Raw genomic sequence first — 19,320 nt, forward strand, 5'->3', positions numbered from 1 at the left:
GGATGCTAAACGTCAATCATCTTTCAGCAGAGTATCAGGGGCGGCCCGCGCTGCGTGACGTGTCGTTCCAGATCGCCGCCGGGCAACTGGTGGTGGTGCTCGGCCCGTCGGGCTGCGGCAAGACCACGCTGCTGAATTTGATCGCCGGGTTTATCGAGCCTTCAGCTGGCAGCATCACACTGGATGGAACGCCCGTTCACGGCCCGAGCGCCGAACGGGGCGTGGTGTTCCAGCATGAGGGCTTACTGCCGTGGCGCAACGTGGTGGACAACGTCGAGTTCGGCCTGCAACTGGCCGGCGTCGGCAAGGCGCAGCGCCGCCAGGTGGCGGAGCAGATGCTGCAGCGCGTGGGGCTGGCGGGCTATGAACAGCACTTCATCTGGCAGCTTTCCGGCGGCATGCGCCAACGCGTCGGCATCGCCCGCGCTCTGGCCGCCGAGCCGCGGCTGTTGTTGTTGGACGAGCCGTTCGGCGCCCTGGACGCGTTCACCCGCGAGCAGATGCAGGAACTGTTGCTGACCATTTGGCGTGATACCGGCAAGCAGGTGCTGCTGATCACCCACGATATCGAAGAGGCGGTGTTCCTCGCCAGCGAACTGCTGCTGCTGTCGCCGGGGCCTGGGCAGGTGGTGGAGCGGCTGTCGCTGAACTTCGGCCAACGCTATGCCGACGGCGAAGCCTGCCGCGCCATCAAGTCAGATCCTGAATTTATCGCGCAGCGCGAATACGTGCTGGGCAAAGTTTTCCAACAGCGTGAGGCCTTGCTATGAGCCTGCATTCCACTCTGAAGGCCGCGGCGCAGCCGCAGGGCAAAGCGGCACGCCGTTTCAGCGTGCCGCGCAACGTTTGGCTGAGCGGCGCCACGCTGTTGACGGTGTTGATCGTCTGGTGGGGCGTGACGGCGCTGCAGCTGATCAGCCCGCTGTTTTTGCCGGCGCCACAGCAGGTGCTGCACCAGTTGATCACCATCGCCAGCCCGCAAGGCTTTATGGACGCCACGCTGTGGCAACATCTGGCGGCCAGCCTGGGGCGCATTCTGGTAGCGCTGTTGGCGGCGGTGATCGTCGGCATTCCGGTGGGCATCGCCATGGGGCTGAACGACACGGTACGCGGCATCCTCGATCCGCTGATTGAAATCTATCGCCCGGTGCCGCCGCTGGCCTATCTGCCGCTGATGGTGATTTGGTTCGGCATCGGCGAAACCTCAAAGATCTTGCTGATTTATCTGGCGATCTTCGCGCCGGTGACGCTCTCTGCCGTGGCCGGCGTGCGCAGCGTGGCGCAGGTGAGGGTGCGTGCTGCCCGCGCGTTGGGCGCCACGCGTTGGCAGGCGCTGCGTTTCGTGGTGCTGCCGAGTGCGCTGCCGGAGATCCTGACCGGCATTCGCATCGGGCTGGGCGTCGGCTGGTCGACGCTGGTGGCCGCCGAACTGATCGCCGCCACGCGCGGCCTGGGATTTATGGTGCAATCCGCCGGTGAGTTTCTGGCGACCGACGTGGTGTTGGCCGGCATCGGCGTGATTGCGGTGATTGCATTTGGGCTGGAGCTGGGGCTGCGTGCCCTGCAGCGCCGATTGACCCCGTGGCATGGAGTACAGCAATGAACGAACGTCTGAATATCACCCCGCTGGGGCCTTACATCGGGGCGATGGTGGAAAACGTCGAATTGGCCCGGCCGCTGGGCGACGGCCAGTTTGAACAGCTTTATCACGCCTTGCTGAAGCATCAGGTGCTGTTCTTCCGCAATCAGCCGATCACGCCGCTGCAGCAGCGCGATCTGGCCGGCCGCTTCGGCGATCTGCATATCCATCCGGTCTATCCGCATGCCACCGACGTGGAAGAGATCATCGTGCTCGATACCCACGACGACAACCCGCCGGACAACGATAACTGGCACACCGACGTGACCTTTATCGAGAACCCGCCGCTGGGGGCGATCCTGGCGGCCAAGACCTTGCCTTCCACCGGCGGCGATACGCTGTGGGCCAGCGGTATCGCGGCCTACGAGGCGCTGTCGGCGCCGTTCAGAACGCTGCTCGCAGGGCTGCGTGCGGAGCATGACTTCACCAAGTCGTTCCCGGAACACAAACATCGCGGCAGTGAAGAGGAGCATCAGCGCTGGCAGTTGGCGGTGCAGAAAAACCCGCCGCTGCTGCATCCGGTGGTGCGCACCCACCCGGTCAGCGGCCGGCAGGCGCTGTTCGTCAATGAAGGGTTCACCACGCGGATCGTCGATCTGGCGCCGAAAGAGAGCGACGCTTTGCTGAACTTCCTGTTTGCTCACATCACCAAACCGGAGTTTCAGGTGCGCTGGCGCTGGCAGAAAAATGACGTGGCGATCTGGGATAACCGCGTGACGCAGCACTACGCCAACGCGGATTATCTGCCGCAGCGGCGCATTATGCACCGCGCGACCATTCTGGGGGATAGGCCTTTTTACAAGGCCTGAGGCTTAGGCTTCGAACGCCTGCGTTAACTGTTCCAGCTGTTCCTGTGCATCCAGCCAGGTCATTTCCGTCTCCTCCAGCGCGGATTTGGCCTGGCTTTGCTTTTGCAGGCAGTCGGTCAACTCGGCCTTGCGGCTGATGTCGTACAGTGCGGAATCCGCCAGCTGTTCCTCCACCGCCGCCAGTTCGGCGCCCAGTTTTTCCATCTGCTGTTCCAGCTTGGCGATCTGCTTGCGCAGCGGCTGGGTCTGCGTACGGAACTCCGCCTCGCGGCGTTTTTGATCCTTGCGCGCCTGCGCGCTGTTGCCGCCGCTCTCTTTTTCCGGTGCGTCCTGCTGGCTTTCCTGGCGCTGCAGGTCGACAAGCCACTGCTGGTAGTCGTCGAGATCGCCCTCGAAAGGCTCGACCTGGCCGTCGTGCACCAGGTACAGATCGTCGGTGGTGGAACGCAGCAGGTGACGGTCGTGCGAGACCACCACCAACGCGCCTTCGAAATCGATCAGCGCTTCGGTCAGCGCCTGACGCATGTCGAGATCCAGGTGGTTGGTCGGTTCATCGAGCAGCAGCAGGTTAGGGCGCTGCCAGACGATCAGCGCCAGCACCAGCCGCGCCTTCTCGCCGCCGGAGAAACGTTCGGTCACTTCGCTGACCTTGTCGCCCTGGAAACCGAAACCGCCCAGATAGTCGCGCAGCTGCTGCTCCAGCACCCGTGGCGCGATGCGGCTCAGGTGCTGCAGCGGCGATTCGTCGGCGCGCAGGAATTCCAGCTGGTGCTGGGCGAAGTAACCCAGCTTGATGCCTTTCGCCAGGCCGATCTCGCCGCTCAGCGGTTCCAGAGTGCCGGCCAGCAGTTTGATCAGCGTCGATTTACCGGCGCCGTTGCGGCCGAGCAGGCCAATGCGCGAGCCGGGCACCAGGTTCAGCTTGATTGACTTCAGGATCACTTTGTCGCCATACCCGGCGCTGACTTTGTCCATGCGCAGCAGCGGATTTGGCAGGCTTTCCGGCGGACGGAAGCTGAAGGTGAACGGGTTGTCGACGTGCGCCGGGGCGATCAGCTCCATGCGCTCCAGCATCTTGATGCGGCTCTGCGCCTGCTTGGCCTTGGTGGCCTGCGCGCGGAAACGGTCGATATAGCTTTGCAGGTGCGCCACTTTTTCTTGCTGGTGCTGATACAGCGACTGCTGCTGCGCCAGTTTGGTGGCGCGCTGGCGTTCGAACGACGAATAGTTGCCGGTGTATTCATTCATCGTCTGCTGTTCGATATGCAGGATCTTGTCGACGATCGGATCGAGGAAGTCGCGGTCGTGCGAGATCAGCACCAGCGTGCCGGGATAGCTTTTCAGCCAGCGCTCCAGCCAGATCACCGCGTCGAGATCCAGGTGGTTGGTCGGTTCGTCGAGCAGCAGCAGGTCGGAACGGCACACCAGCGCCTGCGCCAGGTTGAGGCGCATGCGCCAGCCGCCGGAGAAGTCGCGCACCGGGCTTTGCAGCTGTTCGTTGGAGAAGCCGAGGCCGTGCAGCAGGCTGGCGGCGCGGGAGCGGATGGTCCAGGCGTCGATGGCGTCCAGCTTGCCGTGCAGGGTGGCGATGGCGTGGCCGTCGTTGCGATCGTTGGCCGCCTGCAATTCGGCTTCGAGTTGGCGAAACTCGCGGTCGCCGTCGATAACATACTCGATTGCCGGCACGTCCAGCGCCGGCGTCTCCTGGTTGACCCAAGCCAGCGCCCAGTTGCCGGGGAAGGTGAAGCTGCCGCCGTCCGCCGCGATCTCGCCCTTCAGCAGCGACAGCAGCGTGGATTTGCCGCAGCCGTTTTTGCCCACCAGGCCGACCTTCTGACCTGGATTAACCGTCGCCGTGGCGTTGTCCAGCAGGACGCGGATGCCGCGTCGGATTTGTAGCGAGGAGAATACAATCATAAAGCGCCGTATGTTCAGAGTATGTTAAATTATCATTAAGGTAACAGAACGCGCACCGCGCGCTGTTTTTGTCTTTGCGATGCATGGTAACGGAAAACCGCTACCCTGACGACGCTTTGGAGGGGAATGATGTCGCAGCCGCCCAAGGTCTTGCTGCTGTATGCCCATCCGGAATCCCATGACTCGGTGGCGAACCGGGTTTTGCTTCGACCGGCGCAGCAGTTGGAACATGTCACCGTGCACGATCTCTACGCGCACTACCCTGATTTTTTTATCGATATCCATCACGAACAACAGCTGCTGCGTGAGCATCAGGTCATCGTGTTTCAGCACCCCCTGTACACCTACAGCTGCCCGGCGCTGCTGAAGGAGTGGCTGGATCGCGTGCTGTCGCGCGGCTTTGCCAGCGGCGTGGGCGGCAATGCGCTGGCGGGCAAATACTGGCGTTCGGTGATCACCACCGGCGAACCGGAAGGCGCCTACCGCACCGGCGGTTATAACCACTACCCGATGGAAGATATTCTGCGGCCGTTCGAGCTGACCGCCGGGATGTGCCATATGCATTGGCTGACGCCGTTCGTGGTGTATTGGGCGCGGCGGCAAAAGCCGGAGGTGCTGCGTAGCCATGCGGACGCCTACGGCGAGTGGCTGAGCCACCCGCTGCCACGCGGAGGGCGGTGAGCATGGAAGGATCGACCTTACTGACCGCCATTTTACTGTTCCTGTTCGCCGCGGTGGTGACGGTGCCGATCGCCCGTCGCCTGGGGATCGGCGCGGTGCTGGGCTATCTGATCGCCGGCATCGCCATCGGCCCCTGGGGATTGGGCTTCATTCGCGACGTCGACGAGATCCTGCACTTCTCCGAGCTGGGCGTGGTGTTCCTGATGTTCATCATCGGCCTGGAGCTGAACCCCAGCAAGCTGTGGGAGCTGCGGCGTTCGATCTTCGGCGCCGGCGCCGGCCAGGTGTTGATCACTGCGGCGGTGCTGGGCGCGTTGCTGTACCTGACGCACTTCGCCTGGCAGGCGGCGGTGATCGGTGGTGTCGGCCTGGCGATGTCTTCCACCGCCATGGCGCTGCAGCTGATGCGCGAGAAGGGCATGAACCGCAACGAAGGGGGGCAGCTCGGCTTCTCGGTGCTGCTGTTCCAGGATATGGCGGTGATCCCGGCGCTGGCGCTGATCCCGATTCTGGCCGGCGCCGGCGGCACCAGCGACGACTGGGCGAAGATCGCGCTCAAGGTGGCGGCGTTCGGCGGCATGTTGATCGGCGGCCGTTTCCTGCTGCGGCCGCTGTTCCGCTATATCGCCGCTTCCGGCGTGCGCGAGATCTTCACCGCCGCGGCGCTGTTGCTGGTGCTCGGCTCGGCGCTGTTTATGGAAGCGCTCGGCCTGTCGATGGCGCTCGGCACCTTCATTGCCGGGGTGCTGCTGGCGGAGAGCGAATACCGCCACGAACTGGAAATTTCCATCGAGCCGTTTAAAGGGCTGCTGCTGGGGTTGTTCTTTATCTCGGTGGGCATGGTGTTGAATATCGGCGTGCTCTACACCCATCTGGCCGAGGTGTTGATCGGCGTGCTGGTGCTGGTGACGGTCAAATCCGGCGTGCTCTACGGCGTGTCGCGCCTGTTCGGCCTGCGCAGTTCGGTGCGGCTGCAGTTTGCCGGGGTGCTCAGCCAGGGCGGTGAGTTCGCCTTCGTGCTGTTTTCGGCGGCGGGCGCCCAAAAGGTGCTGCAGCCGGATCAACTCTCTTTGCTGCTGGTGGTGGTGACGCTGTCGATGATGACCACGCCGCTGTTGATGCAGGCCATCGACCGCATTTTGGCGCGGCGCTATAACGCCAAAGACGAAGACGAGGAGACGCCGTACGTGGAAGATGACGATCCGCAGGTGATCATCGTCGGCTTCGGGCGTTTCGGCCAGGTGATCGGCCGCCTGTTGATGGCCAACAAAATGCGCATTACCGTACTGGAGCGCGACGTCAGCGCCGTTGGCGTACTGCGGCGCTATGGCTACAAGGTTTATTACGGCGATGCCACCGAGCTGGAGCTGCTGCGTGCGGCGGGCGCCGAGAAGGCCAAGTCGATCGTGATCACCTGCAATGAGCCGGAAGACACCATGGAGATCGTGCGGCTGTGCCAGCAACACTTCCCGAACCTGAGCATTCTGGCGCGGGCGCGCGGCCGCGTGGAGGCGCATGAGTTGCTGCAGGCAGGGGTAAAACAGTTCAGCCGCGAAACCTTCTCCAGCGCGCTGGAACTGGGGCGCAAGGCGCTGATGGAGTTGGGGATGCACCCGCATCAGGCCTTCCGCGCCCAGCAGCATTTCCGCCGCCTGGATATGCGCATGCTGCGTGAACTGATGCCGCCGCATCAGGGCGACGTGGCGCAAATTTCCCGCGTGAAAGAGGCGCGGCGCGAGCTGGAAGAGCTGTTCCATCGCGAAATGCAAAAAGAAAGCCGCCAGTTCGACGGCTGGGACGAATACGAATAAGCGGGAGCATAACGATGTCTGCAACACGTAAAAGATTTATCGCCGGGGCGGTGTGCCCAAGCTGTAGCGCCATGGATACGCTGGCGGTATGGCGGGAGGATCAGGTGGAGGTGGTGGAGTGCGTCAAGTGCGGCCACCATCAGCGCCAGACCGAACAACAGGTGGAAAAACACGTTCGCCCGCAAGAGCAGGTGATTGGCATTTTCCAGCCGAAGTAGCGTTTTTTTATCCCGGAGGGTACAGCGAGGCAGATTTCCGTTACAATCTGTCCGGAAAAGGCGCGCATCCCGATAACGGTGTGCGTCCTAGTAGCCAACGGTAGGAGATATCATGAAAGTAGCAAAAGACTTGGTGGTCAGCCTGGCTTACCAAGTACGTACAGAAGACGGTGTTTTGGTTGATGAGTCTCCGGTGAGCGCACCGCTGGACTATCTGCACGGGCATGGTTCTCTGATCGCAGGTCTGGAAAAAGCACTCGAAGGCCACGACGTTGGCGATCGTTTTGACGTTCACGTTGGCGCGAACGACGCGTACGGCAACTACGACGAAAACCTGGTGCAGCGCGTACCGAAAGACGTCTTCATGGGCGTTGACGAACTGCAGGTCGGCATGCGTTTCCTGGCTGACACCGATCAGGGCCCGGTACCGGTTGAAATCACCGAAGTTGACGGCGACCACGTGGTGGTTGACGGCAACCATATGCTGGCCGGCCAAAACCTGAACTTCAACGTGGAAGTTGTCGCGATCCGCGAAGCGACCGAAGAAGAACTGGCGCACGGCCACGTACACGGCGAGCACGACCATCACCACGAACACGGTGAAGGCTGCTGCGGCGGTCACGGCCACAGCCACGATCACGACCATGGTCACGACCACGGTAAAGGTGGTTGCGGTAACGGCGGCTGCGGCTGCCACTAAGCAGAGCGCAGTGACGAGACAAGAGGGCGGCCATCGGCTGCCCTTTTTTATGCGCGGCGCACCGGGCGCCGAACGGCACAACAGGACATGCCATGGCCACCATGAAAGACGTTGCGCGGCGCGCCGGCGTTTCCACGGCCACCGTCAGCCGGGTGATCAATAATACCGCCTACGTTGAACCGGTGACCCGCGAACGCGTCGAGAAAGCGATGCGCGAGTTTAACTACCACCGCAACGCCGCCGCGCTGGCGCTGGCGAAAAGAAGCGGCAATATGCTGGGATTGCTGACCGGCAACCTCGACGATCCGTTTTTTTCACGCCTGGCGCGGGGCGTGGAAGACATCACGCGGCAGGCCGGCGTGCGGTTGATGTTGTGCAGCGGCGGGCATCAGGCCGAGCTGGAAAAAAGCGGCCTCGATTTTCTCATCAACCAGGGATGCGAAGCCATCGTGGCGCACGTCACGCGCATGGGGGAGGAGGAGCTGCTGCGCTACGCCGCCCACACGCCTGCGCTGGTGCTGATCAATCGTTATCTGCCCGCCATCGCCAACCGTTGCATCTGGCTCGACAACGCCAATGCGGCGCAGACGGCGACCGAGTTGCTCATACGCCAGGGGCATCGGAGAATTGCCTGCGTGACGGCGGATCTGCCGATCGACGACCGCGCGCAGCGGTTAGCGGGTTACCGCAAGGCCATGGGCGCCGCCGGCATTGAGGTACCCGGCAGCTGGATCATCAGCGTGCCCTTCAACGAGCGAGGGGGCGAACTGGCGGCCGAGCGTGTGCTGGCCAGCGATCCATGCTTCACCGCCGCAGTGACCTTCAACGACGTAATGGCCGCCGGCATGATGCGCACCTGCCACCAACGGCACATTCAGCTGCCTGAGGCGCTGTCGATCGTCGGTTTTGACGACATTACCCTGGCGAAGTATCTCCACCCCGCGTTGACTACCATGCATTATCCCATCGAGAAAATGGCTCGGCGTGCCGCGCGCCTGGCGCTACAGATCCACAGCGGCAGCGACGTCGCGCCACGGAACAACCGCTTTTCGGCCGAACTTATCCTGCGAGACTCCGTCGCCGACGGCGAACCGCATGAGCAAAGCAAGCGCTGCGAATGAGAGACGGCTCACACAACGCCATCCCATGAAACCGATTACATGGCCGGTTGCCTGCGCTCACATCCTCCGATTACCGAAGCCATTACGCTGTTGCAGTACCCCATCTTCAACAGGAGCCGTATATGGATAATAAGAAAACGCTCAACCTTGGGCTGGCGACGCTGCCGATTGTGGCCATGCTGTTGCTGCTCATCATCGGCTATGGCCAGTTTGGCCTGCGCATTGAACCGCTGCTGCTGGTTTCCGCCGCCATCGCCGCCGCGTTAGCCTGGTGGCAAGGCTATCGCTGGGACGACATCATCGAGGCCATAGTGGCCAAGCTGGCGAAGGCGATGCCGGTGATCATGATCCTGATCTGCGTGGGCGGCCTGATCGGCACCTGGATGATCAGCGGCACCATCCCTTACATGGTGTATTGGGGGCTGAAGCTGATCAGCCCGCAATACATTCTGATCGCCGCGTTCTTCATCACCAGCGTGATCTCGGTGTGCACCGGCACCTCGTGGGGGGCGGCCGGCACCGTGGGCGTGGCGCTGATGGGCGTGGCCGCCGGTCTGGACGTGCCGCTGGCCGCCGCGGCCGGGGCGGTGGTGTCCGGCGCTTACTTCGGCGACAAAATTTCGCCGTTGTCCGATTCGACGAACTTCGCGGCTATCGTTGCGGATACCGATCTCTACAGCCATATCCAGCATCTGATGTACACGACGCTGCCGAGTTTTATCCTGGCCGCCGTGGTGTACCTGATCGCCGGCCACACCGGTGCGGTGGGCAGCGTGGCAACGCCCGAAAAAGTGACCGAAATTGTCGGTGCGCTCGAGGGGCTGTACCACTTCAATCTGCTGCTGATCCTACCGCCGGTGCTGGTGCTGTGGGGCGCGGTGACCAAACGGCCGGTGATCCCCGTCATGCTGGCCGCCTGCGCGCTGGCGATCGCCATCGGCGTCGCGCTGCAGGGCTTTAGCCTGCAGCAGGGGCTGAATGCGTTGATGGACGGCTTCAATCTGTCGATGTTCGCCACTCAGGGCCATAACGTCGAAGGGATCGTCGCCGATGTGCCGCGCCTGCTGAACCGCGGCGGCATGTTCTCGATGATGAGTACGATCCTGCTGGTGTTCTGCGCCTTTTCCTTCGCCGGCGCCCTGACGCTGACCGGCGCGCTGACGGTGATCATCAGCCGGCTGCTGAAAGTGGTGCACACCACCGGCCAGCTGATCGCTGCCACCGTTGCCACCACTATCCTGGTGACCGGTGCGACCAGCGACGGCAAGCTGGCGCTGCTGATCCCGGCGGAGCTGTTCAAAGGGGCCTATCGACGCATGGGGCTGGACAACAAAAATCTGTCGCGCACCGTCGAAGATGCGGGCACCGTCATCGAACCGCTGATCCCGTGGACGGCCGCCGGCATTTACATGGCCACCACGCTGGGGGTCAGCACCCTCGATCTGCTGCCGTGGGCGATCCAATGTTATGCCGCGGTGGTGTTCGCCCTGATTTATGGGTTCACCGGCTTCGGTATCGCCAAACTCCAACCTCAGAACGACTTGCAGCGTAAGGAAGCCTGACATGACGAGTCATTTCAACGCCATCATCGATCGCCACAACACCGGCTCCGTGAAGTGGGACTTCATCGACCGCTATCTGCAACTGGACGGCAGTGAACTGTTGCCGATGTGGGTGTCCGATTTCGACTTTCCGTGCCCGCCGGAGGTGCAGCAGGCGCTGCATCAGCGGGTGGACCACGGCGTCTTTGGCTACAGCGAACGCGACGACGCTTACTATGAGGCGGCGATCGACTGGTTTGCCAAGCGGCACGGCTTGCCGCTGCGGCGCGAATGGTTCACGTCGATTGAAGGGGTAGTGCCGGGGTTGGCGATGCTGATCCAACTGCTCAGCAAGCCGGGGGACGGCGTGGTGGTGCAGGGGCCGTACTATGGCTCGTTCGCCAAGATAGTCATCATGAACGGCAGAGAGGTGATTGAAAACCCGCTGCTGGAAACCCCGCAGGGATACCGGATCGATTTCGACCAGCTGGCCGCCTGCCTGGCGCAGCGTAAACCGCCGCTGTTGTTGCTGTGCAATCCACACAACCCGACCGGCCGTTGCTGGCGCCATGATGAACTGGAGCGGCTCATGGCGCTCTGCCACGCCCACGACGTCACGGTGATCTCCGATGAAATTTGGGCCGATCTGCTGCTGCCCGGCGAGACGTTTACGTCGGTGTTGCATCTGGGCGAGGAATATCGCGAGCGGGTAATTGCGGCGACGTCCGCCAGCAAAACGTTCGGCCTTTCCTCGCTGCGCATTTCGAATTTCCTGATCCCCAATGCCCGGCTTCGGCAGGCGTTTGTCGATCGGCTGAACGCCCACGGGCTGGATGTGTTCAACGCGCTGTCGATGACGGCGGCGACCGCGGCCTATCAACGGGGCGCGGCCTGGCTTGATGAGCTGCTCGACTACCTGGCGGAGAACCGGCGTTGGTTTAAGCAGGCGCTGGCGGACGCCGCGCCCTGGTGCACGATGACCCAGGCTGAGGGGACCTATCTCGCCTGGCTGGATTGCCGCTCACTGGGTTTGAACGATGCTGACTTGCAGCAGGCGCTGGTGGCGGTGGCGAAGCTGGCGCCGTCGATGGGCAGCGGTTTCGGCCCGCAGGGGAGCGGTTTTATCCGCATCAACTTGGGGTGCCCGCGCCGGTATCTCGAGCGTGCCGTCGAAGGGCTGGCACGCCTGAAATAACCGCATGGCGGGCCCTCAATAGTGCGGCGGAGGGGTTTCTTCCGATTGCGAGGCGATCATTGAGGTTTGGGTAGAGCGCAGCTTGTCGGTCAACATGCGCAGGTGTTCGCGCATCTTCAGCATTTCCATTTGGTGCTGGATGACGGTCTGGTTGAGCTCTTCGATGGTGAGCTCTTGGAAGGCCTGACGGCTCTCCAGTTCTTCAAGCCGCTGTAGCAGGCGTTGAATGTCGGCGTTGTGCATGAGGCTACCTCTGACGCGATAAAATCCTGATTCGGCGCTATGGTAACAGCTGGCGCCGGGTTTGCTCGCGCTATTTCTCCAGACGACGCGCAACGTTGCGATCGGCAGTGTAAAGTGCTGAAAAGTTGCGCGCTCGATACGCCGTTTTTTGCTAACCTCGCCGAATATTCTGCAAGAAAAATCTGATTTATCATGCGAGTAGCACGCGGTGGGAAACTTCTTGGCAAAGTGGGAGTCACACTTTGACTCGATTGGTTACCTGTGCGACTGTTTTGTTTTGTTTCAGGCAGCTATAGTAGCCCGGTTATCTTACCTAATGATTGTTTGGGGCATTGCTTCAGACACTGGAGAAATGGATGAAATCTTTGTTTAAAGTCACGCTTCTGGCAACCACCATGGCTTTTGCTCTGAATGCGACCCAGGTCATGGCAGCCGATGCCGCCAAACCGGCAGAAGCCGCTAAACCAGCGGACGCGGCAGCAGCACCGAGCACCGGCAAGTTCAAAAACGACGACGAGCAAGCGGCTTACGCACTGGGCGCCTCTCTCGGTCGTTACATGGACAACTCTCTGAAAGAGCAAGAGAAGCTGGGCATCAAGCTGGACAAAGATCAGCTGATCGCCGGCGTTCAGGACGCGTTCGCCAACAAGAGCAAGCTGAACGATGCCGACATCGAGAAGACCCTGCAGGGCTTCGAAGCGCGCGTGAAGGCTTCCGCTCAGGCGAAGATGGAACAGGACGCCAAGGACAACGAAACCAAAGGCGCCAAGTACCGTGACAGCTTCGCTAAAGAAAAAGGCGTGAAGAAAACCGAATCCGGCCTGCTGTACCAGGTAGAGAAACCGGGCGCGGGTGAAGCACCGAAAGACAGCGACACCGTGGTAGTGAACTACAAAGGCACCCTGACCGACGGCACCGAGTTCGATAACTCCTACACCCGCGGCGAGCCGCTGTCGTTCCGTCTGGACGGCGTGATCCCAGGCTGGACCGAAGGCCTGAAGCACATCAAGAAAGGCGGCAAAATCAAGCTGGTGATCCCACCGGCGCTGGCCTACGGTAAAACCGGCGTTCCGGGCATCCCGGCTAACTCCACGCTGGTCTTCGACGTTGAGCTGCTGGACGTGAAAGCGGCGCCGAAAGCCGACGCTAAAGCCGAAAAACCGGCTGACGCGAAAGCCGCTACCAAAGCGAAATAACATCGTCGCTCTGTTTGCCACCGCCGCGGATGCCCTCCGCGGCGGTTTTCATTTCGGCAGCCGCCACCTCTCTCTCCATTGAACGCTTGACGCCTGCCGGGCATCGGGCTTAACGTCAATACCACGCGCAAACGCAAGGACTTTGCTCCGGCCGCTTTGCTAGACTAATAATTCTGATTTATCAGTCATGCGTCTGCCCCTTAGGGCGTGTACCTAAAATTGTTCCCGGCCGCCTCGCCTGCGGATGTCATCGTGCCGTTTGATGCCGCTCTCAGCCGGCCGCGCTGCGGCGTGCCGACGACGGTAGCGATCCGGTCCGAGCGGTTTTAGCTGCGCCCCCTGGCACAGGCGATCTATGAGGGTGGTATCTTCGATGTCGAATTCGCTTTTATCCAGCGAAGCCAGCGAACTTGATTTGCTGAATGAACGTCCGTTTACTCAAACGGATCATGAAATCCTGAAATCCTATGAAGCGGTGGTCGACGGGCTGGCGATGTTGATCGGCGGCCATTGCGAGATCGTACTGCACGCGCTGGAAGACCTGAACAGCTCAGCGGTACGCATCGCCAACGGCGAGCATACCGGGCGCAAAATCGGCTCGCCGATCACCGACCTTGCCCTGCGCATGCTGCATGACATGGCCGGCGACGACAGCAGCGTGTCGAAAGCCTACTTCACCCGCGCCAAGAGTGGCGTGTTGATGAAGTCGGTGACCATCGCCATTCGCAATCGCGAGCAGCGGGTGATCGGCTTGCTGTGCATCAACATGAACCTCGACGTGCCGTTCTCGCAGATCATGCAGACCTTTATGCCGCCGGCCACGCAGGACGTGCCGTCGTCGGTGAATTTCGCTTCTTCCGTCGACGATCTGGTGGCGCAGACGCTGGAGTTCACCATTGAAGAGGTGAACGCCGACCGCTCGGTGTCCAATAACGCCAAGAATCGCCAGGTGGTGCTCAATCTCTATGAGAAAGGCATCTTCGACATCAAGGATGCGATCAACCAGGTGGCGGATCGCCTGAATATCTCCAAACACACCGTGTATCTGTATATCCGCCAGTTCAAGAGCGGCGATCTGTTGGGAAGCGACCGTTGATGCTCGATTATTGTCTGTTGGTCACCGGCCCGGCTTACGGCACGCAGCAGGCCAGCAGCGCCTATCAATTCGCTCAGGCCCTGCTGGCGAAAGGGCACCGGCTTTCCAGCGTTTTTTTCTACCGTGAAGGGGTGTTGAACGCCAACCAGCTGACCGCGCCGGCCAGCGACGAGTTCGACCTGGTGCGCGGCTGGACGCAGCTGGCGCAGCAACACGGCGTGGCGCTCAACGTCTGCGTTGCTGCTGCGTTGCGCCGTGGCGTCACCGACGAGCAGGAGGCGGCGCAACAGGGGCTGGCAAGCGCCAACCTGCAGCCCGGTTTTACCCTGAGCGGGCTGGGTTCCCTGGCCGAAGCGTCGCTGAGTTGCGACCGTCTGGTGCAGTTCTGAGGATATGATGAAACGAGTCGCTTTTGTTTTCACCCACGGGCCGCACGGCGGCGCCGGCGGCAGGGAAGGGCTGGATGCGCTGCTCGCCACGTCGGCGCTCAGCGAAGACTTGGGGGTGTTTTTTGTCGGCGATGGCGTATTGCAACTGTTGCCGGGGCAGCAACCGGAAAAGATTTTGGCACGCAATTACATTGCCACCTTCGGCGTGCTGCCGCTGTATGACGTGGAGCGGTGCTATCTGTGCCAGGCTTCGCTGCAGGAACGTGGGCTGAGCCAAGTGACCGATTGGGTGCTGGATGCGGAAGTGCTGGCGCCGGACGAACTGCGCCGCGAACTGGCCGGCTACGACGCCGTGATGACGTTTTAGGATCCTCTGATGCTGTATACCCTGAGCCATTCGCCAAACCAATGTGACTTACCTGCGCTGCTGCGCCTGACGGCAGAGGGCGATGCGCTGCTGCTGCTGCAAGACGGCGTGCTCGCCGGCCTTGCCGGCAGCGCCCATATTGAATTACTGCTCGCCGCCCCCATATCCCTTTATGCGCTGCAGGACGACCTGGAAGCCCGGGGATTGGTTGGTCATTTTTCGCACAAAATCACTGCCGTCGGCTATAATCACTTCGTTGAATTAACCGAACAACACCGCAGCCAAATGGCCTGGTGATGAGAGTGATGTTGTATATTTCTTGACACCCATACTGGTCAGCCATAAAATTCTGCGTCCTCGTACTTTGCCAGTAGTGCATACGAGGGGATTTATCACATGTTTACGAAGCTAGTACGAAGCAAAAACCAGGAGCTTTTTTAATGGCAACAATTAACCAGCTGGTTCGCAAACCACGCTCTGTGAAGGCTGCTAAAAGCAACGTTCCAGCGCTGGAAGCCTGCCCGCAGAAACGTGGCGTATGCACCCGCGTATATACCACTACCCCGAAAAAACCAAACTCCGCACTGCGTAAAGTTTGCCGTGTGCGTTTGACCAACGGTTTCGAAGTAACTTCCTACATCGGTGGCGAAGGCCACAACCTGCAGGAACACTCCGTAATCCTGATCCGTGGCGGTCGTGTAAAAGACCTGCCAGGTGTGCGTTACCACACCGTCCGTGGTGCACTTGACTGCTCCGGTGTTAAAGACCGTAAGCAAGCTCGTTCCAAGTACGGCGTGAAGAAGCCAAAGGCTTAATGGTTCTCCGTTAAGTAAGGCCAAACGTTTTAACTTTAATGTCAAAATAAACTCGTAGAGTTTTGGACAATCCTGAATTAACAACGGAGTATTTCCATGCCACGTCGTCGCGTAATCGGCCAACGTAAAATCCTGCCAGATCCTAAGTTCGGATCTGAGCTGCTGGCCAAATTTGTAAATATCCTGATGGTAGACGGTAAAAAATCTACTGCAGAAGCAATCGTCTATACCGCGCTGGAGACCCTGGCTCAGCGTTCTGGTAAAGATCACCTGGAAGCTTTCGAAGTCGCTCTCGACAACGTTCGCCCGACTGTAGAAGTTAAGTCGCGTCGCGTTGGCGGTTCTACTTATCAGGTACCAGTTGAAGTCCGCCCGGTTCGTCGTAATGCTCTGGCAATGCGTTGGATCGTTGATGCTGCACGTAAACGCGGTGATAAATCCATGGCTCTGCGCCTGGCGAACGAGCTGTCTGACGCAGCAGAGAACAAAGGTTCTGCTGTTAAGAAGCGTGAAGACGTTCACCGTATGGCCGAAGCCAACAAGGCGTTCGCCCACTACCGCTGGTAATCACCCGGCTGTAGTCATGCTAACCAAGCGGGCGCGTCAAATCGGCCCGCTTGGGTTAACTGAACTTGAACGCCCTAGGAATAGAGGAATCAAATGGCTCGTACAACACCCATTGCACGCTACCGCAACATCGGTATCAGTGCTCACATCGACGCCGGTAAAACCACCACTACCGAACGTATTCTGTTCTACACCGGTGTAAACCACAAAATCGGTGAAGTTCATGACGGCGCTGCCACCATGGACTGGATGGAACAGGAGCAGGAGCGTGGTATTACCATCACTTCTGCAGCGACTACTGCTTTCTGGTCTGGTATGGCCAAGCAGTTCGAACCGCATCGCGTAAACATCATCGACACCCCAGGGCACGTTGACTTCACCATCGAAGTAGAACGTTCCATGCGTGTGCTGGATGGCGCGGTAATGGTTTACTGTGCTGTTGGTGGTGTTCAGCCACAGTCTGAAACCGTATGGCGTCAGGCTAACAAGTACAAAGTGCCACGTATCGCGTTCGTTAACAAAATGGACCGTATGGGTGCTAACTTCCTGAAAGTTGTTGGCCAGATCAAATCTCGTCTGGGCGCTAACCCTGTTCCTCTGCAGCTGGCTATCGGCGCAGAAGACAAATTCACCGGCGTTATCGACCTGGTGAAGATGAAGGCGATCAACTGGAACGAAGAAGACGCAGGCGTAACCTTCGAATACGAAGACGTGCCGGCTGACATGATGGATCTGGCTGAAGAATGGCGCCAGAACCTGATCGAGTCCGCTGCGGAAGCTTCCGAAGAGCTGATGGAAAAATACCTGGGCGGCGAAGAGCTGACCGAGGAAGAAATCAAATCCGCTCTGCGTCAGCGCGTACTGAACAACGAAATCATCCTGGTTACCTGTGGTTCTGCGTTCAAGAACAAGGGCGTGCAGGCGATGCTGGATGCGGTAATCGAATACCTGCCGGCACCAACTGACGTTCCTGCGATCAACGGTATCCTGGACGACGGTAAAGACACTCCGGCTGAGCGTCACGCAAGTGATGACGAGCCGTTCTCTGCTCTGGCGTTCAAAATCGCTACCGACCCGTTCGTAGGTAACTTGACCTTCTTCCGCGTGTACTCCGGCGTTGTTAACTCCGGCGACACCGTGCTGAACTCCGTTAAGTCTGCGCGCGAGCGTTTCGGCCGTATCGTTCAGATGCACGCTAACAAGCGTGAAGAGATCAAAGAAGTTCGCGCAGGCGACATCGCCGCTGCGATCGGTCTGAAAGACGTGACCACCGGGGACACCCTGTGTGACCCAGACTCTCCAATCATCCTGGAGCGTATGGAATTCCCTGAGCCGGTAATCTCTATCGCCGTTGAACCGAAAACCAAAGCTGACCAGGAAAAAATGGGTCTGGCTCTGGGCCGTCTGGCTAAAGAAGACCCGTCATTCCGCGTATGGACTGACGAAGAGTCTAACCAGACCATCATCGCCGGTATGGGTGAACTGCACCTCGACATCATCGTTGACCGCATGAAGCGTGAATTCAACGTTGAAGCTAACGTGGGCAAACCTCAGGTAGCTTACCGCGAAGCGATTCGCGCGAAGATTACCGACGTTGAAGGTAAGCACGCCAAGCAGTCTGGTGGTCGCGGTCAGTACGGTCACGTTGTGATCGACATGTACCCTCTGGAGCCGGGCTCTAACCCGAAAGGTTACGAGTTCGTCAACGACATCAAAGGTGGTGTAATTCCTGGCGAATACATCCCTGCCGTTGATAAAGGCATCCAGGAGCAGCTTAAGTCTGGTCCGTTGGCTGGTTACCCGGTAGTAGACATGGGTATTCGTCTGCACTTCGGTTCTTACCACGACGTTGACTCCTCTGAACTGGCGTTTAAACTGGCCGCGTCTATCGCCTTTAAAGAAGGCTTTAAGAAAGCGAAACCAGTTCTGCTTGAGCCTATCATGAAGGTTGAAGTTGAGACTCCAGAAGAGAACACCGGTGACGTTATCGGTGACTTGAGCCGTCGTCGCGGCATGCTGCGCGGTCAGGAATCTGAAGTGACTGGCGTTAAGATCCACGCTGAAGTACCGTTGTCCGAAATGTTCGGCTACGCAACTCAGCTGCGTTCTCTGACTAAAGGTCGCGCATCATACACCATGGAATTCCTGAAGTATGATGATGCACCGAACAACGTCGCTCAGGCCGTAATCGAAGCCCGTGGCAAATAAGCCGCAGGGTTAAAACCAAAGTCCCGTGCTCTCTCCAGAAGGGGAGAGCGCTATAGTAAGGAATATAGCCGTGTCTAAAGAAAAATTTGAACGTACAAAACCGCACGTTAACGTTGGTACTATCGGCCACGTTGACCACGGTAAAACTACCCTGACTGCAGCGATCACCACCGTACTGGCTAAAACCTACGGCGGTTCTGCACGTGCTTTCGACCAGATCGATAACGCGCCAGAAGAAAAAGCTCGTGGTATCACCATCAACACCTCTCACGTTGAGTATGACACCCCGACTCGTCACTACGCGCACGTTGACTGCCCAGGGCACGCCGACTACGTGAAAAACATGATCACCGGTGCTGCTCAGATGGACGGCGCGATCCTGGTAGTAGCAGCGACTGACGGCCCAATGCCTCAGACCCGTGAGCACATCCTGCTGGGTCGTCAGGTTGGCGTTCCTTTCATCATCGTATTCATGAACAAATGCGACATGGTTGATGATGAAGAGCTGCTGGAACTGGTAGAAATGGAAGTTCGCGAACTGCTGTCCGCGTACGACTTCCCAGGCGACGACCTGCCAGTAATCCGCGGTTCCGCGCTGAAAGCGCTGGAAGGCGAAGCTGAGTGGGAAGCGAAAATCATCGAACTGGCCGAAGCCCTGGATAGCTACATCCCAGAGCCAGAGCGTGCGATCGACAAGCCGTTCCTGCTGCCAATCGAAGACGTATTCTCCATCTCCGGTCGTGGTACCGTTGTTACCGGTCGTGTTGAGCGCGGTATCATCAAAGTTGGCGAAGAAGTTGAAATCGT

Annotated in this window: 21 protein-coding genes; 19 read left to right on the forward strand and 2 right to left on the reverse strand. The window is 59.6% G+C overall.

What is annotated here, in order from left to right:
- The first annotated feature begins 2 nt into the window (after window positions 1-2).
- Genes tauB through tauD form a run of 3 tightly spaced genes read left to right on the forward strand, consistent with a single transcriptional unit; the run spans window position 3 to window position 2,448 of the window.
- Window positions 3-770 (forward strand): taurine ABC transporter ATP-binding subunit, encoded by a 768-nt coding sequence (gene tauB / locus ACJ8HT_RS21960; RefSeq protein ID WP_197653375.1) that lies wholly within the window; start codon window positions 3-5, stop codon window positions 768-770.
- A complete protein-coding gene (gene tauC, locus ACJ8HT_RS21965; RefSeq protein ID WP_197653376.1) occupies window positions 767-1,603 on the forward strand; it encodes a taurine ABC transporter permease TauC in 837 nt (278 codons plus the stop codon). The genes tauB and tauC overlap by 4 nt, the downstream gene beginning before the upstream one ends.
- Window positions 1,600-2,448 (forward strand): taurine dioxygenase, encoded by an 849-nt coding sequence (gene tauD, locus ACJ8HT_RS21970; protein ID WP_197653377.1) that lies wholly within the window; start codon window positions 1,600-1,602, stop codon window positions 2,446-2,448. Before tauC ends, tauD begins: the two co-directional genes overlap by 4 nt.
- Before the next feature lie 3 nt (window positions 2,449-2,451).
- Here the strand turns inward: tauD and ACJ8HT_RS21975 are convergent, their stop codons facing one another.
- On the reverse strand, window positions 2,452-4,365 hold the full coding sequence (locus ACJ8HT_RS21975) for an ABC transporter ATP-binding protein (RefSeq protein WP_060424569.1): 1,914 nt from the start codon (window positions 4,363-4,365) through the stop codon (window positions 2,452-2,454).
- Window positions 4,366-4,494: 129 nt separating this feature from the next.
- Here ACJ8HT_RS21975 and kefG point away from each other — a divergent pair, with 129 nt between their 5' ends.
- From kefG to ACJ8HT_RS22010, 7 genes are all read left to right on the forward strand, one after another.
- The gene (gene kefG, locus ACJ8HT_RS21980; RefSeq protein ID WP_033645385.1) at window positions 4,495-5,046 is read left to right on the forward strand and encodes a glutathione-regulated potassium-efflux system ancillary protein KefG; all 552 of its coding nucleotides are present in this window, start codon (window positions 4,495-4,497) and stop codon (window positions 5,044-5,046) included.
- 2 nt (window positions 5,047-5,048) lie between these two features.
- Window positions 5,049-6,857 carry a glutathione-regulated potassium-efflux system protein KefB gene (gene kefB / locus ACJ8HT_RS21985; RefSeq protein WP_033645251.1) on the forward strand — a complete coding sequence of 603 codons (1,809 nt, stop codon included), beginning with the start codon at window positions 5,049-5,051 and terminating at the stop codon, window positions 6,855-6,857.
- A 14-nt stretch (window positions 6,858-6,871) separates the two neighbouring features.
- Window positions 6,872-7,075 (forward strand): YheV family putative zinc ribbon protein, encoded by a 204-nt coding sequence (locus ACJ8HT_RS21990; protein ID WP_015379274.1) that lies wholly within the window; start codon window positions 6,872-6,874, stop codon window positions 7,073-7,075.
- Window positions 7,076-7,187: 112 nt separating this feature from the next.
- Window positions 7,188-7,775: a peptidylprolyl isomerase gene (gene slyD / locus ACJ8HT_RS21995; protein ID WP_038878063.1), complete on the forward strand. Its 588-nt coding sequence runs from the start codon at window positions 7,188-7,190 to the stop codon at window positions 7,773-7,775.
- A 92-nt stretch (window positions 7,776-7,867) separates the two neighbouring features.
- A complete protein-coding gene (locus ACJ8HT_RS22000; protein WP_197653378.1) occupies window positions 7,868-8,896 on the forward strand; it encodes a LacI family DNA-binding transcriptional regulator in 1,029 nt (342 codons plus the stop codon).
- A gap of 122 nt (window positions 8,897-9,018) precedes the next feature.
- A complete protein-coding gene (gene nhaC / locus ACJ8HT_RS22005) occupies window positions 9,019-10,458 on the forward strand; it encodes a Na+/H+ antiporter NhaC (protein ID WP_047729710.1) in 1,440 nt (479 codons plus the stop codon).
- A 1-nt stretch (window position 10,459) separates the two neighbouring features.
- A complete protein-coding gene (locus tag ACJ8HT_RS22010) occupies window positions 10,460-11,632 on the forward strand; it encodes a MalY/PatB family protein (RefSeq protein WP_197653379.1) in 1,173 nt (390 codons plus the stop codon).
- Between the two features lie 15 nt (window positions 11,633-11,647).
- Here the strand turns inward: ACJ8HT_RS22010 and ACJ8HT_RS22015 are convergent, their stop codons facing one another.
- Window positions 11,648-11,875, reverse strand: a complete 228-nt coding sequence (locus ACJ8HT_RS22015) for a SlyX family protein (protein WP_004930414.1) — start codon at window positions 11,873-11,875, stop codon at window positions 11,648-11,650.
- Between the two features lie 356 nt (window positions 11,876-12,231).
- Between ACJ8HT_RS22015 and fkpA the strand changes: the two genes are divergently transcribed.
- The 9 genes from fkpA to ACJ8HT_RS22060 form a co-directional block, all read left to right on the forward strand.
- Complete coding sequence (gene fkpA / locus ACJ8HT_RS22020; protein ID WP_038878056.1) at window positions 12,232-13,071, forward strand: FKBP-type peptidyl-prolyl cis-trans isomerase; 840 nt, start codon at window positions 12,232-12,234, stop codon at window positions 13,069-13,071.
- A gap of 373 nt (window positions 13,072-13,444) precedes the next feature.
- Window positions 13,445-14,167, forward strand: coding sequence for a helix-turn-helix transcriptional regulator (locus tag ACJ8HT_RS22025; RefSeq protein WP_004930418.1), 723 nt, complete (start codon window positions 13,445-13,447; stop codon window positions 14,165-14,167).
- Window positions 14,167-14,556: a sulfurtransferase complex subunit TusD gene (gene tusD / locus ACJ8HT_RS22030; protein WP_033636259.1), complete on the forward strand. Its 390-nt coding sequence runs from the start codon at window positions 14,167-14,169 to the stop codon at window positions 14,554-14,556. Before ACJ8HT_RS22025 ends, tusD begins: the two co-directional genes overlap by 1 nt.
- A 7-nt stretch (window positions 14,557-14,563) precedes the next feature.
- Window positions 14,564-14,923, forward strand: coding sequence for a sulfurtransferase complex subunit TusC (gene tusC, locus ACJ8HT_RS22035; RefSeq protein ID WP_033636258.1), 360 nt, complete (start codon window positions 14,564-14,566; stop codon window positions 14,921-14,923).
- A gap of 9 nt (window positions 14,924-14,932) precedes the next feature.
- Window positions 14,933-15,220 (forward strand): sulfurtransferase complex subunit TusB, encoded by a 288-nt coding sequence (gene tusB / locus ACJ8HT_RS22040; protein ID WP_197653380.1) that lies wholly within the window; start codon window positions 14,933-14,935, stop codon window positions 15,218-15,220.
- Window positions 15,221-15,363: 143 nt separating this feature from the next.
- The gene (gene rpsL, locus ACJ8HT_RS22045; protein ID WP_004930426.1) at window positions 15,364-15,738 is read left to right on the forward strand and encodes a 30S ribosomal protein S12; all 375 of its coding nucleotides are present in this window, start codon (window positions 15,364-15,366) and stop codon (window positions 15,736-15,738) included.
- Window positions 15,739-15,834: 96 nt separating this feature from the next.
- A complete protein-coding gene (rpsG, locus tag ACJ8HT_RS22050; protein ID WP_004956203.1) occupies window positions 15,835-16,305 on the forward strand; it encodes a 30S ribosomal protein S7 in 471 nt (156 codons plus the stop codon).
- A 93-nt stretch (window positions 16,306-16,398) separates the two neighbouring features.
- On the forward strand, window positions 16,399-18,513 hold the full coding sequence (fusA, locus tag ACJ8HT_RS22055) for an elongation factor G (RefSeq protein WP_197653381.1): 2,115 nt from the start codon (window positions 16,399-16,401) through the stop codon (window positions 18,511-18,513).
- A 70-nt stretch (window positions 18,514-18,583) separates the two neighbouring features.
- Window positions 18,584-19,320, forward strand: a 737-nt coding sequence (locus ACJ8HT_RS22060; RefSeq protein ID WP_442520135.1) for an elongation factor Tu, incomplete at its 3' end; no start/stop codon positions are given.

Source organism: Serratia sp. CY44782, assembly GCF_052168715.1.
Lineage (GTDB): Bacteria > Pseudomonadota > Gammaproteobacteria > Enterobacterales > Enterobacteriaceae > Serratia > Serratia nevei.